Annotated in this window: 14 protein-coding genes; 12 read left to right on the forward strand and 2 right to left on the reverse strand. The window is 48.0% G+C overall.

The features are described 5' to 3' along the window. Positions 1-2 precede the first annotated feature (2 nt). The 12 genes from EP073_RS07060 to xpt all read left to right on the forward strand — a co-directional run bounded on the left by EP073_RS07060 (position 3) and on the right by xpt (position 12,598). Positions 3-482: a hypothetical protein gene (locus tag EP073_RS07060; protein WP_128466453.1), complete on the forward strand. Its 480-nt coding sequence runs from the start codon at positions 3-5 to the stop codon at positions 480-482. Beyond that, entirely contained in the window at positions 439-2,274 is a 1,836-nt protein-coding gene (mrdA, locus tag EP073_RS07065; protein ID WP_128466454.1) for a penicillin-binding protein 2, read from the forward strand. Before EP073_RS07060 ends, mrdA begins: the two co-directional genes overlap by 44 nt. Further along, positions 2,246-3,358: a rod shape-determining protein RodA gene (gene rodA, locus EP073_RS07070; protein ID WP_128466455.1), complete on the forward strand. Its 1,113-nt coding sequence runs from the start codon at positions 2,246-2,248 to the stop codon at positions 3,356-3,358. Before mrdA ends, rodA begins: the two co-directional genes overlap by 29 nt. Before the next feature lie 3 nt (positions 3,359-3,361). Continuing rightward, positions 3,362-5,794, forward strand: coding sequence for a TIGR03960 family B12-binding radical SAM protein (locus tag EP073_RS07075; RefSeq protein WP_128466456.1), 2,433 nt, complete (start codon positions 3,362-3,364; stop codon positions 5,792-5,794). Continuing rightward, complete coding sequence (locus EP073_RS07080) at positions 5,781-6,587, forward strand: TIGR02757 family protein (RefSeq protein WP_164885300.1); 807 nt, start codon at positions 5,781-5,783, stop codon at positions 6,585-6,587. The genes EP073_RS07075 and EP073_RS07080 overlap by 14 nt, the downstream gene beginning before the upstream one ends. Positions 6,588-6,675: 88 nt before the next feature. Beyond that, entirely contained in the window at positions 6,676-6,993 is a 318-nt protein-coding gene (trxA, locus tag EP073_RS07085; RefSeq protein WP_128466458.1) for a thioredoxin, read from the forward strand. Between the two features lie 9 nt (positions 6,994-7,002). Next, positions 7,003-7,212, forward strand: a complete 210-nt coding sequence (locus EP073_RS07090; RefSeq protein ID WP_128466459.1) for an FmdB family zinc ribbon protein — start codon at positions 7,003-7,005, stop codon at positions 7,210-7,212. Positions 7,213-7,457: 245 nt separating this feature from the next. Beyond that, positions 7,458-8,519 carry a BMP family ABC transporter substrate-binding protein gene (locus tag EP073_RS07095; RefSeq protein ID WP_128466460.1) on the forward strand — a complete coding sequence of 354 codons (1,062 nt, stop codon included), beginning with the start codon at positions 7,458-7,460 and terminating at the stop codon, positions 8,517-8,519. 66 nt (positions 8,520-8,585) lie between these two features. Then, positions 8,586-10,103 (forward strand): ABC transporter ATP-binding protein, encoded by a 1,518-nt coding sequence (locus tag EP073_RS07100; protein ID WP_128466461.1) that lies wholly within the window; start codon positions 8,586-8,588, stop codon positions 10,101-10,103. Next, positions 10,087-11,151 (forward strand): ABC transporter permease, encoded by a 1,065-nt coding sequence (locus EP073_RS07105; RefSeq protein WP_128466462.1) that lies wholly within the window; start codon positions 10,087-10,089, stop codon positions 11,149-11,151. The genes EP073_RS07100 and EP073_RS07105 overlap by 17 nt, the downstream gene beginning before the upstream one ends. Then, the gene (locus tag EP073_RS07110; RefSeq protein WP_128466463.1) at positions 11,148-12,065 is read left to right on the forward strand and encodes an ABC transporter permease; all 918 of its coding nucleotides are present in this window, start codon (positions 11,148-11,150) and stop codon (positions 12,063-12,065) included. Before EP073_RS07105 ends, EP073_RS07110 begins: the two co-directional genes overlap by 4 nt. Further along, a complete protein-coding gene (xpt, locus tag EP073_RS07115) occupies positions 12,062-12,598 on the forward strand; it encodes a xanthine phosphoribosyltransferase (protein ID WP_128466464.1) in 537 nt (178 codons plus the stop codon). Before EP073_RS07110 ends, xpt begins: the two co-directional genes overlap by 4 nt. Here xpt and EP073_RS07120 read toward each other — a convergent pair. Beyond that, on the reverse strand, positions 12,595-12,888 hold the full coding sequence (locus EP073_RS07120; RefSeq protein WP_128466465.1) for a nucleotidyltransferase family protein: 294 nt from the start codon (positions 12,886-12,888) through the stop codon (positions 12,595-12,597). The two genes, xpt and EP073_RS07120, sit on opposite strands and share 4 nt — an antisense overlap. Further along, entirely contained in the window at positions 12,881-13,300 is a 420-nt protein-coding gene (locus tag EP073_RS07125) for an HI0074 family nucleotidyltransferase substrate-binding subunit (RefSeq protein WP_128466466.1), read from the reverse strand. The genes EP073_RS07120 and EP073_RS07125 overlap by 8 nt, the downstream gene beginning before the upstream one ends. Between the last annotated feature and the right edge of the window lie 2 nt (positions 13,301-13,302).

Consider the following 13,302-nt stretch of genomic DNA (forward strand, 5'->3'; position numbering starts at 1 on the left):
TGATGTATTATGTGCTGCTGATTCTCACTCTTCTTGTTCTCCATGTTCTGGCGAATTCGGTTTTCGGTTTTCTGAATCCTGTTTCCTACATTCTGATTGTTTACATCGCCATGCTTGAAAAGCTGGATGAGACAAACTACATATGGCATGCGGTTATTTTCGGACTTTTCAGCGATTTTGTCAGGGGCGGATACTTAGGACCCGGGGTTCTTATCTACTTCTTTTACGGAGTGCTCACTCTGAAGGCGGGTGTGTTTTTCGATATGCAGAAGTTCTTCTCAAGGTTCTTCTTCCGCTTGGGGCTCATCGCTGTTCACGTCTTTCTTAATATGGCAATGAACGATTATCTGAAAACACCGTTCTTAGGCGCATACCTGTATTATCTGTTAATAAACACTCTTGCTTTGGTAGCGCTTGTGTTGGTCACGGAGGTAACCGGTGCTTTTAAAAGTGCTGAAAGACGAAGTTCTGGAGTATTATAAGCACAGAACCTACTGGTTTATAGGCATAATTATAGTTATGTTTGCCGGTCTTATAATGCGTCTGGTCTATCTTCAGATATATGAATACGACAAATATAAAAAGCTGTCCGAAAACAACCGTATCCGAATTGTCAAAGTACGGGCGGACAGAGGCTTTATCCTTGACCGCAAGGGAAGACTCCTTGTAAAAAACACACCCAGCTATGAGCTTAAAGTGGTTAAGGAGGACGCAGGCGATATTGACGGGCTGCTCCGGAGCCTTTCAAAATATGTTCAGATTGACCGTGAATACGCGTTGAAGTCAATCCAGCGCTCCTACTTTTACGAGCCTGCTGTTATCGCACGCGGGCTCACCTTTGAGCAGGTTGCGGAAATTCTCGAAAATTACAATGACTTCAAAGGGCTTGAGGTGGATATAGAATCCGTAAGGGAATATATTGACAGTAAGGCTCTCAGCCATATACTCGGTTATCTTTCCGAGGTTACGGAGAATGATCTCAAAACAGATTCCTCCTACTCCAGCGGGGATATGATCGGCAAAACCGGAATAGAGAAGGTCTACGAGCAGGAACTCAGAGGAGTGGACGGAGCCAGACAGGTTGAGGTTGACAGCTACGGGCGTCCGATCAAGACTCTTTCCGAAAAGCACACAATAACAGGAAACGACCTTGTGCTTACCCTTGATATGGACCTCCAGAGGGCACTTCACAGTATATTCGAGGGCAAGAAGGGCGCCGCCGTGGTGCTTGATATTGAAACCTTCGGTGTTATGGGGCTCTACTCCGCGCCGACTTTTGATCTTAATATATTTTCTCCCTTTCATACTTCCGGTGAGAGAATGTCAATTATGACCGATCAGACTAAACCGCTGCTCAACAGGGCAATAGAGGGTGCTTATCCGCCGGGCTCGGTATACAAGATTCTCATGGGCATGGCGGGTCTGCTGGAAAGGAAAGTAACGCTTGACACTGTTGTTAACTGTACAGGCGAGCTGCGTTACGGCAACTTCACATACAGATGCTGGAAAAAAGAAGGGCATGGTCCCATGCGGCTGATCGATGCCATAGCTGAATCCTGCGATGTGTATTTCTATCAGCTGGGGCTTAATCTGGGCATAGATGATATAGAAAAATACTCCTCAATACTGGGGCTGGGCAAGACAACAGGCATCGACCTTCCTAACGAAAAATCGGGCTTTTTTCCCGGAAGAGACTGGAAAAGGCGTAAATTCAAGGAATCATGGTATCCGGGTGAAACAATCATCACAAGCATAGGGCAGGGGTATATGACCACAACCCCGCTTCAGATAGCCGTGATGATGGCGGGCATATTCAACGGCGGAACAGTGATGAAGCCGAAAATAGTTGAGTTCGTGCATAATCCGGTTACGGATGTTAAGATACACACGCCCATGGAAACAGTTGCCGAGATAGAGATTCCCAAATGGATTGTAGATGCGGTCATGGACGGCATGGTAAAGGTTATTTACGGAAACACGGGAACAGGCTACAGAGCAAGGGTTGAGGGTGTGAGCTACGGCGGCAAAACAGGAACCGCTCAGGTTGTTTCCCTGAGCAAAACGGAGCACATGGAAGAGGATGAGATACCCGAGTTCATGCGTGATCATGCGTGGTTCGGCGCTGTGGTGCCTGAGGAAAAACCGAAATACGCCATAGCGGTGCTGATGCAGCATGGAGGATCTGGAAGCAGGAGCGCAGCGCCCGTCGCTGGGGCCATAGTTAATAAACTTGTGGATTTAGGATATGTTAGGGCTGAAGAAAAAGGAAATTGAAAATATAGACAAAGCGCTCGTGACGATCATCGCAATAGTTCTGACTATGAGCTGTGCGGCAGTTTACAGCGCCTCGTTTGACGCGCAGGCGGATGTTATAAGAGATTTCTACGAGAAACAGGTTCTCTGGGTCGTTCTGGGGTTCGCTGTTTTCTTTTTCATATCTTGGGTCGGGCACCAGCGTTTTGTAAAATATCTCCCCGTGCTTTATGTCATAGGCTGCGTGGCGCTTTTTTTTGTTCTTCTCATGCCGCCTATCATGGGGGCGAGAAGATGGCTTATAATAGGCGGATCCAGAATACAGCCCTCTGAGTTTTTCAAATTTATCTGGGTGCTGACTCTTGCCAGAATGTTTATCTCTTATGATGATCTCAAGCTGGGCTTCAAAGATATTTTTCTGAAGATGCTCCCGCTCATTCCGCCGTTTGTTCTGATATTTCTCCAGCCTGATCTCGGAACGGCGGGCAGCTTCCTTGTTATATGGGGTATTGTCATTCTTTTCATCGGTATAAAGCGCACTCCGTTTGTTTTTGCCGCGGTTTCCGCCGCTGTGTTTCTCCCTGTGATGTGGATGTTCTTCATGAAGGACTATCAGCGCCAAAGAGTAATGACTTTCCTTGATCCCGAGAAGGATCCGTTCGGTTCCGGTTACCATGTTATTCAGTCTAAAATAGGCATAGGCAGCGGAGGAATCTGGGGGAAGGGATTTATGGAGGGCACACAGTCTCACCTCAAGTTTATTCCCGAAAGGCATACGGACTTCATTTTCTCAGTTGTGGCTGAGGAAGCTGGGCTTGTGGGCGCCGCTATCATAATCTGCATGTTTCTGTTTATGATTGTTCGTGTTCTGAGCATATCAATGGAGACAAGGGAAGCCTCCGGCAAAGTGATCTGTGTTGCCGTGGCTTCGTACATATTTTTCCAGTTTTTCGTAAACTCCGCCATGACAATGGGCATAATGCCCGTTGTGGGCATACCCATGCCCATATTCAGTTACGGCGGTTCTTCCCTGCTTACATTCATGGCGATGCTCGGTCTTGTTAACAGCGTCGCAATGCGAAAATACAATCCAATAGGCGCGTAATTAATGCTCGATAATTCTCTTTTAACCATCTCCAAACCCTCAAGGTACGTGAATCATGAGATAAACTCTGTTCATAAGCCGAAAGAGGGCAGACTCTCATTCTGCCTCGCTTTTCCCGATGTCTATGAAGTCGGCATGAGTCACATTGGCTTTAAAATGCTTTATGAAAGGCTCAACTCCTCTGATCTGATAGTCTGCGAACGCTTCTTCATGCCGTGGACAGATGCCGTGGCAGAGCTTAAGGAAAAAGTCTTTGTCTCTCTTGAATCGGGAACAGGGCTGAAAAGTTTTGATATTCTCGGTTTCTCGCTTCAATATGAGCTTTCATATACCAATGTCCTCCACAGTATGAAGTATGCGGGTATTTCGTATTTTTCAGCCGAAAGAGGGGAGGACGACCCGATAGTTACCGCAGGCGGTTCCTGTGTTATGAACCCCATGCCGCTGAAAGAGATTATAGACGTGTTTTTCATTGGCGAGATGGAGGGGGAGATAGTATCTGTCTTTGAGACCCTAGCAGGCATGAAGGGGCAGAGCAGAAGAGCGAAGCTCGAATATCTCAACAGCCTCTCTTATACCTATGTTCCGCTAATACAGCCTGATAAGACTGTTAAAAGAAATATTTACACAGGCTTCAGTGAGGATGTGACCATAAACAGCCTCATTGTTCCCATGATGCCCGCCGTGCAGGACAGGGTGGCCGTGGAGATCTCAAGGGGCTGCACGAGAGGATGCCGGTTTTGTCAGGCGGGCTACATTTACCGCCCCTCCCGTGAGCGCAGCATAGAGACAATAGCTAAGGATGCCCTGTGCCAGCTTGCCTCCAGCGGATACATGGAGGTTTCCATGCTTTCCCTCTCCGCTGCTGACTACAGCAGGCTTGAAGAACTTCTTGTCACTATGACAAGGCTCATAAGCGCCGAAGGCTCATCCCTCTCTCTGCCTTCCATCAGGGCTGACAGAATACAGGACTTCATCTTCCGTGAGCTTGCCAAGGTGCGCAAATCAGGCTTTACCATAGCTCCTGAAGCGGGCTCGCAGAGGCTCCGCAATATCATAAACAAGAACCTCAGTGAAGAGGATATTATATCCGCCGTACTGAAAGCCGCGGATGCGGGGTGGAACGGCGCTAAGCTGTATTTCATGATCGGTCTCCCCTTTGAGACTGACGAAGATGTGCTCTCCATAGCCGACCTTGCGTTTAAGGTTAAACGTGCGGCGGGCAAGGGGCGGTTTGATATAAAGGTTTCCGCCTCCAACTTCGTGCCGAAGCCGCACACACCCTTTCAGGTTTTTCCGCAGAACACTGCGTCTGAGCTGAGGCGCAAGCAGATGCTTCTGGCTGATAAGCTGAAAAGCTACCGCATGCGCCTGAGCTGGCATGATGTTGAACAGAGCGTTATGGAGGGGGTATTCTCCAGAGGTGATGAAAGGCTCGGCAGGGTGCTGGCGCTCGCCGCTGACCGCGGGCTTATGTTTGACGGGTGGAGCGAATGCTTCGACTCAAACGCATGGAAGCAGGTGTTCCGTGATCTTGACCTGACCATGGAGGAATTCGCCTCAAGGGAGTTTCATAAGGGAGATTCTCTTCCGTGGAGCGGTATTGATTCCGGCGTTGAGGTTTCATATTTCGAGGACGAATATGAAAAAGCCCGCACGGAAGCGGTTACCGCAGACTGCCGAGAGGATGCGTGTACAAGCTGCGGAGTGTGCGACTTCAAAAATGTTCTCAATGTTTACGCAGGGGATAAGCTTCCCGAAGAACCCCCTCAGCCGGAGCAGGAAGAGACATTCCATTATGTTTTTTACATAGAGAAGCGCAAGGCGGGCAAGTTCCTCTCAGCGATAGAATCTATCCGTCTTTTTACCCATGCGGCGAGGATAGCGGAGATAAAACTGGCATTTACTCATGGTTTCAACCCTCAGCCTAAGATGCGTTATCTCATCCCGCCTCCTGTCGGTATCGAATGCGCATGCGATCTCCTTGCCCTTGAATGCGGCAGACTGAACAACTTCGGAGAAGTGCAGAAGAAGATAAACCGGATTCTACCGGACGGTGTGAAGGTGAAGCGCATTATCCCTTACAAGGTGAATGAGAAGAGAGTGAGCTTCGCCGGACGCTACCGTCTCGGCGGAGAGCTTCCTTCCATGCTTGATAAGCTGGCGGCGGAAGACAAGGCGTATTATATTAAGAAGGATAAAAAGGGCAGGGATAAAAAGGTTGAGCTTGCCGAGTTCATGCTCCACCGATCCGGTGATGAGGTCATACTGCTTTCAGGAGAAACCGGTTCGTTCAACCTGCTTGAGTTTTTCGCTTATCACGGTCTGAGCAGGGCGGAGCTTGATGTGGAACGCAAAAATCTCTATATGTTCCAGAAACCCAGACCGGAAAAAAGCTCAGGAAGCGAAGACGAAGGAGAAGATGACGAAGGCTGAAAGGTTCCGTCCGTTTTTTGAAAGCCTGTACGAAAAGTACAACAAAGCTGAGTACGTGGGCACGGATCCGATTGTGTATCCCTATACAGTTAAAGGGAATACGGAGTTTGTGGCATTTTGCTCAAGCTGCTTCGCCTACGGAAACGTGAAGGCGATTCAGGGCTTTCTGATGAGCTTTTTCAGCGAGTTCGGCACAGAACCGTCAGTTCTGGAGGACAAGCCTACCAAGCTTTACTACAGGTTTCAGAAACCGTCTGATGTCAGAGCCTTCATACTGACCATGAAGGAGCTTTACGACGGATACGGTTCCATTGAACAGGCTTTTGCCTCTTTGGGCGGCAGTCTGGAGGAATCGCTGGTAAACTTTGTAATCCACATGAAAAAACGTGGTGCCGCGCACGGCGGTAAAAACGGTTACAACTTCCTCTTTGCAGATCCTGTGAAGTCCGGCGCTAAGCGTTTGAGAATGTTTCTCCGTTGGATGGTCAGAAAAGATCAGGTCGATTTCGGCATATGGAAAAATTATGACTGTAAGGACTTGCATTTTATCATAGACACACATATATTAAGATTCGCATATAAGAACGGGATAATCAAAAATGATTCAGGCACGAGAAAAAATCTTGATACTGTTACAGATTTTTTTAGGCAGATGAATCCTGACGATCCCGCTAAATATGACTTTGCAGTATCAAGACTGGGTATAGCCTTCGGCTGCACCTATGGCGCAGATGAAAAATGTATTTCATGCGCAGAGAAGGATTTGTGTCCGTTTAACGAAGTCTCAGGGTGAGAATTGAGAGTGAAACAATCTTAATTCCTATGATTGACAAACGGATGAATTTGTATAGTATAACTTATAAGTTATTAAGGAGGAAACAATGGCTGTTGAACTTAATGAGTCAACCTTTCAAACTGACGTGGTAGAGAGCAGCGTGCCCGTTCTCGTGGATTTCTGGGCTGTGTGGTGCGGACCTTGCAGAATGCTTACTCCCACTGTGGAAGCACTGGCTAATGAATATGCCGGTAAAATAAAAGTCGGCAAAGTCAATGTGGACGAAAACCAGCAGCTTGCCGCCAAATACGGCATCATGAGCATACCTACGGTCATGGTATTCAAAGACGGCAAGGTGGTTGAGCAGTTTATCGGTGTTCAGCCCAAAGGCGTTTATGAGGACGCGCTCAAAAGATATATTTAGGGTGTTTTTATGCCCTTTTATGAATACAGATGCAGAGATTGCGGCACAGAGTTTTCCCGTTTGGTTTTCAAAGAGGGTGACAAGGTGGAGTGTACGAAGTGTTCGGGGACGGAAACCGTGAGGATTGCCCTCAGCCACGCCGGAAACGGCTCGGACGGGTGTACATGCTGTACATCAAAGGGGTGTTTTCCTGCTTCCGGTATTGCGGATAAAGAGTAGCGCGGTTTAGCAGCAGTGTAACCATAAAAGAAAAATAAGAATATGAAGCCTTCCGTATCACCGCGGAAGGCTTTTTTTATATCTCCTCCCGGGTTATTCCGGATAGTAATGACAGATCGGATGTTTGATGTTATTAATTGACATAGCATGCGCACTGAATTAAAAAATAAATATCTTTTTGACAAAATTTGCGGGCTGCCGTAAAAATGCGGTTTTGCTCCACTAAACCTAGAAGGGGATTGTACATGAAGAAAATTCTTTTAGCACTTTTAACGGCGGTTCTTTTCACCGCAGGCGCGTCCGCCGCCGACAAGCAGATCAAGGCAGGCTTTATCTATGTCGGACCCGTGGGTGACGCAGGCTGGACCTACGCACACGATCAGGGCAGGCTTGAAATGGAAAAGCTCCCTTATGTCGAAAAATCCACTTATATCGAATCAGTTCCCGAAGGCGCTGACGCCACAAGGATAATCACCGGGCTTGCGAAAAAAGGGCATAACCTGATTTTTACCACCAGCTTCGGTTATATGGACCCCACCATTGAAGTCGCGAAAAGAAATAAAGACATCATCTTCATGCACTGCTCAGGCTACAAAACAGCAGAGAATGTGGGTACTTACTTCGGAAGAATGTATCAGCCCCGCTACCTTTCAGGCGTTGTGGCGGGTAAAATGACAAAATCAAACGCAATAGGCTATGTTGCCGCTTTCCCCATCCCTGAGGTTATCAGAGGAATCAACGCCTTCACACTGGGCGTAAAAAGCGTTAACCCTGCCGCTACTGTAAAAGTTGTCTGGACTCATACGTGGTTCGACCCGGGCAAAGAGCGTGAGGCAGCGGAAAGCGTGCTTGACGCGGGCGCAGATGTTATAACTATGCATCAGGACACTCCTGCTCCCCTTCAGGCAGCTGAAAAAAGAGGCGCATACGCCATCGGCTACAATGTGGAAATGAAAAAATTCGCCCCCAAAGCCTACCTCACTTCCCCTGTCTGGAACTGGGCTGCTCTTTACAAAGTTGTTGCGGAGCAGGTAAGCAAAGGCACTTGGAAAAGCGAACAGATCTGGTGGGGCATGGAGCACGGACTCGTTGATCTCGCTCCCCTCAGCGACCTTGTTCCCGCAGATGTTAAAAAGATAGTTGAAGAAAGAAAAACAGCAGTTAAAAACGGCACAACCAAAGTATTCACCGGTCCCATCAAAGACCAGTCAGGCAAAATTGTCGTGCCCGCGGGCAAAACAATGACAGACGCCGAAATGCTCAGCATGAACTTCTTCGTTGAAGGCGTTCAGGGCTCACCTAAGTAATTATAAAATAAGGGCGGCGCAGGGTTTAAAAGCTCTGCGCCGCTTTTTTATTTTTAAGGGATCACATTGAAACCGTATCTTAAACTTGAAAATATAACCAAAAGCTTTCCGGGCGTTAAGGCTCTGGATAATGTTTCTCTGGACTGTTACGAGGGGGAGATTCACACTCTTCTGGGTGAGAACGGGGCAGGCAAGAGTACGCTTATGAGCGTGCTCGCGGGGCTCTATAAGCCCGAAGCCGGACGCATCTCCGTTAACGGCTCCGAAGTTTCCATATCCTCTCCGTCTGAATCCTTAAAATTCGGCATAGGAATGGTTTACCAGCATTTTATGCTTGTGAGAAACCATTCTGTCATGGAGAACATACTTCTTTCTCTTGATAACCTCCCGGGGATAATAAACAGGGGTGAGGTATTTGAAAGGACGAAGAAGATCCTTGCGGATTTCGGGCTTGATATAAACCTGAATGAACCGGTCTGGAAGCTTTCCATAGGCGAACAGCAGTGGGTGGAGCTTATCAAGCTTCTTGTCCGTGACTGTAAAGTGCTTATTCTGGATGAACCCACGGCGGTGCTTACTCCGCAGGAGGCGGACACTCTTTTCGGGTTCCTCAAAAAGCTTAAAAGTCAGGGCAAGTCTATCATCTTCATCTCCCACAAGATGCGTGAGGTCATGGAGCTTTCTGACCGTGTCACTGTTCTCAAGAAAGGAAAGACTGTTAAATCCCTTGTCGCCGGCGAGTTTGACGAGGCTCTGCTCGCAGGGCTTATGATCGGAACCGATGATGTACCACAGTGGGAGAAGGCGGAAAAAGTCTTTGATGATAAAATTCTGGAAGTGAAAAACCTTTCAGTTGAAAACGATAAAGGACTTTCAGACGTTAAGGGGATCAGTTTCGATCTTTTTAAAGGCGAGATTCTGGGCATCGCAGGCGTTGCCGGAAACGGACAGAAGGCTCTTGCGGAGGTTCTAACAGGTCTGCGCAGACCCTCAGGCGGACAGATAATCGTCAGGGGTGAGGACTTCACTGATCATAAGGGCAAAAATCCCTACATCGCAGGCATAGCCCACATTCCTGAGGACAGAAAGGCGTTCGGCATAGCTCCTGAGATGAGCGTTGACGAAAACCTGATCCTCAAAAGCTACAAAGACAGCAAATTCAAAAAATTTTTCATACAAAACGCCGGAGCGATCAGGCAGAACGCCAAGGAGCTCATATCAAAATTCGCCATAAAAACAGGTCCTGCGGGCTCGCCCGTGCGTCTGCTCTCCGGCGGAAACATACAGAAGGTTATCATCGCCCGTGAACTCTCCCTCAACCCTCTTGTGCTTGTGGCGCTTTACCCCACCAGAGGGCTTGACATAGGCTCGGCGGAATATGTTCATAAGGTTATTATAGACGCAAGGGAAAACGGAATGAGCACTATCCTTATCTCTGAGGATCTGGATGAGCTTCTCAAGCTTTCCGACCGTGTGGCGGTTATGTTCAGAGGGGTTATAACCGGTGTTGTCAGACCTGAAACAGCCACCAGAGAAAAGATTGGACTCATGATGAGCGGAGTGAAAAATGCGGATAAGGTTTGAAAAAAGACTGGAAGCATCAAGAGCTTTCCGCATCACTGCCCCGTTTGTCGCCGTTGCGTTTTCGCTCTTCACTGCGGGCATCATAATGCTTTTTGCGGATATAAACCCCCTCGAAGCTTACAGAGACATGATCATGGAAGCCCTCGGTACCTCATACGGCATAAGTGAAACCCTCGTTAAGGCGACACCGCTTATCATCTGCGGACTGGGAATATCCGTAGCCTTCCGCATGCAGCTCTGGAACATAGGCGCTGAGGGGCAGCTGGTGATGGGCGCCATCGGAGCTTCCGGCGTTGCGCTCTTCTCCGGCATAGAAAACCATTTTCTGATGATCGCTGCTATGATCGCTGCCTCCATGCTCGGCGGAGGTCTGTGGGCTGTGGTATCGGGCTTTCTTAAGGCGAAATACAGGGTAAACGAAATCATCGTTACGCTCCTGATGAACTATATAGCCGTATCTATTCTTTCGCTGCTCATATACGGCAGCTGGAAGGATCCCTCAGGTTTCAATTTTCCGCATTCCGCACAGTTCACAGAGGCGGCAAGAATGTCATACTATTTTGACTCAAGACTGCACACAGGCTTCTTCATCGCCCTTGTGCTTGTGTTTTTCGTGTATGTGTTCATGGAAAAAACTGTTTACGGCTATGAAATAAGAGTAATAGGGGACAACCCCAACGCTGCCAAATACGCAGGAATGAACATAACGGCTGCTATAGTCGGCACAATGTTTCTCAGCGGAGCAATTGCGGGCATAGCCGGCTTCAGTGAGGTTTCAGGCGTTCAGTACCGTCTTCAGGAAGGTGTGTCCATCGGCTACGGATACACGGCTATCATAGTCGCGTGGCTGGCAAGAAGGTCTGCTCTTGGGGTTCTGATAGTCTCCCTGATCATGGGCGTTCTTCTCGTCGGCGGGGACAGCTTGCAGATAATGTGGCAGCTTCCCGTTGCTTTTGTGAATCTGTTTCAGGGGCTGATACTGTTTTTCGTGCTTTCATCGGACTTTTTTATAGCTAATAAAATGCGTATAATTTGGGGCAGATCATGATTGAAGTTCTTCTTGACGCTACGATAAGGGCGGGTACATCGATCCTTTTTGCCACCACAGGGGCTATTATCATGGAGCGCTCCGGAGTGATCAACCTCGGAATTGAGGGGCTTATGCTCATAGGCGCTCTGGCGGGTTTCGCTACGGCAAATCTTACAGGCAGTCTGTTTCTCGGTGTCTGCGCTTCATTCCTTGCCGCCCTTGCCGCAGGAGCCATTCATGGCTTCATTACCGTGTATCTCAGAGGCAACCAGATCGTAAGCGGACTTTCTCTCACTATGTTCGGTATAGGCTTCACAGCCCTTTTCGGTCAGAAGATGGTCGGCAAGACAATCACAGAGTTTTCAAGGACGGAGATTCCTTTTCTGTCGTCTGTTCCTTTTATAAATCCGCTTTTCCGGCAGGACATGCTGGTGTATTTCTCCATCATACTTGTAATATGCGTTCATCTTTTCTTCCGCAGAACGAAATGGGGGCTCTATCTTCGCTCGGTGGGTGAAAACCCCGCAGCGGCGGATACTTCGGGCATAAGCGTTACCAAATACCGCATGATGGCTGTTCTGGTAGGCTCAGGCTTCGCCGGAATAGGCGGCGCTTATCTTTCTCTCGCATACACTCCCTTCTGGGTGGAGAACATGACTGCGGGCAGGGGATGGATCGCTGTCGCGCTGGTTATTTTTTCCCAGTGGAACAGCACAAGAGCTGTCTTCGGAGCTTACCTTTTCGGCGGCATAGATGCTCTCCAGCTCAGGATGCAGGCTGTGGGCACTGATATTTCAGCCCATGTTCTCCAGATGCTTCCGTATATTTTTACCATTATAGTTCTTGTAATTTCCACAATCAGGCTCGGCAAGGGAACTACTCCCGAACCGGAAAGCCTTGGTATTCCATATGACAGAGAGGACAGAAAATGAGAAAAGCAAGCGCGGCTCTGCTTGAAAGAATAAAGAAATACGGAAGTGTAAATGGTGAGGTGGTCAAGGTTGATAAGTTCATTAACCATCAGGTTGACGTGGAGCTTTTCAGGATCATGGCGGACGATATGGCACATCATTTTAAAGATGCCTGTCTCACCAAGATAATCACCGCCGAAACAAGCGGCATAACCATAGCTCACCCTCTGGCGGAGGCTCTGGGCATTCCGTATATCTTTGCCAAAAAGAAGAAGCCGATCACAATGGCAGATTTTTACAGTGCTGACAGCTATTCCTTCACTAAACAGGAGAATACTACCCTTTATGTTTCAAAGGAAGTTCTCGGAAGTGAGGACAGAGTTATCTATGTGGATGATTTCTTCGCCAGAGGCAACACGCTCAAGGCTGTCAAGCAGATCGTGGCGCAGTCCGGCGCGGAACTTGCGGGCTGTGCGGTTATAATAGACAAAAAAGGGGAAGAGGGCGTGTATTCGATCCTCACTCTTGATGAGATAAAGAAGGGGCTGGATTAAGGCAGCCTCCTTCCTGTTTTTTCTATAACTTCTTTAAGGCTGTCGGAAAAGCTGTGCCAGTCAGTAATATCAACAAACACAGGTATATCTGATGCGGAGAGCTCGTCCTTGATTTTTCCCAGAGTCAGAATATCAGCCGGAGCATTCCTTTTCACAGCAATATCCAGATCCGGAAACTCTTTCGCTTTTCCTGTGGTTCTTGAACCGAAGGCTATTATCTCGCAGCCGCTGAGGTGTTTTTTTATTATTCGGGTTATTGTATTGAGATATTCTTCACTGATGTTAATCATTTATCTGCTCAAGAGCGGAAAGGAGCTTTTTGGCGTCAAACAGAAATCTGCCTGCCGCACTGTATATGTAATCTGCGTTTTTTGAATTGTATGTATGAGCGGAAAGGTTTCTGGCTTCGGCATATGAAAACCATGGAAGCGGGTCTGCGATCAGATTTTCTCTGGCAACCATTCTGAAAATGTCTTTTTTGGTTCTGATGCTTTCAGCTTCATCCGGGCTGCGGTTTTCTTTGAACCATCTCTGAATAAATTTCCAGCAGAGCTCGTAGGTCACTTCAAAATTCTGGATGACCCCAGCTCTTGCAGCTTCAAGAATGTCCTCTCCCAGAATTTCCTTATTATGCTCCACCGCATTTATTGCTCTCTCAAGAGCGTTCACAGAGTCTTTGAGAGGAGGTAAGTCCAGAATCATCA

The organism is Geovibrio thiophilus (assembly GCF_004087915.1).
Classification (GTDB): domain Bacteria; phylum Chrysiogenota; class Deferribacteres; order Deferribacterales; family Geovibrionaceae; genus Geovibrio; species Geovibrio thiophilus.

Coding starts and splice junctions, on each gene's coding strand:
- EP073_RS07120 (WP_128466465.1), bottom strand. CDS start 12,888: ATGATTAACATCAGTGAAGAATATCTCAATACAATAACCCGAATAATA.
- EP073_RS07075 (WP_128466456.1), top strand. CDS start 3,362: ATGCTCGATAATTCTCTTTTAACCATCTCCAAACCCTCAAGGTACGTG.
- EP073_RS07060 (WP_128466453.1), top strand. CDS start 3: ATGTATTATGTGCTGCTGATTCTCACTCTTCTTGTTCTCCATGTTCTG.
- rodA (WP_128466455.1), top strand. CDS start 2,246: ATGTTAGGGCTGAAGAAAAAGGAAATTGAAAATATAGACAAAGCGCTC.
- EP073_RS07090 (WP_128466459.1), top strand. CDS start 7,003: ATGCCCTTTTATGAATACAGATGCAGAGATTGCGGCACAGAGTTTTCC.
- trxA (WP_128466458.1), top strand. CDS start 6,676: ATGGCTGTTGAACTTAATGAGTCAACCTTTCAAACTGACGTGGTAGAG.
- EP073_RS07080 (WP_164885300.1), top strand. CDS start 5,781: ATGACGAAGGCTGAAAGGTTCCGTCCGTTTTTTGAAAGCCTGTACGAA.
- xpt (WP_128466464.1), top strand. CDS start 12,062: ATGAGAAAAGCAAGCGCGGCTCTGCTTGAAAGAATAAAGAAATACGGA.
- EP073_RS07125 (WP_128466466.1), bottom strand. CDS start 13,300: ATGATTCTGGACTTACCTCCTCTCAAAGACTCTGTGAACGCTCTTGAG.
- EP073_RS07105 (WP_128466462.1), top strand. CDS start 10,087: ATGCGGATAAGGTTTGAAAAAAGACTGGAAGCATCAAGAGCTTTCCGC.
- EP073_RS07110 (WP_128466463.1), top strand. CDS start 11,148: ATGATTGAAGTTCTTCTTGACGCTACGATAAGGGCGGGTACATCGATC.
- EP073_RS07095 (WP_128466460.1), top strand. CDS start 7,458: ATGAAGAAAATTCTTTTAGCACTTTTAACGGCGGTTCTTTTCACCGCA.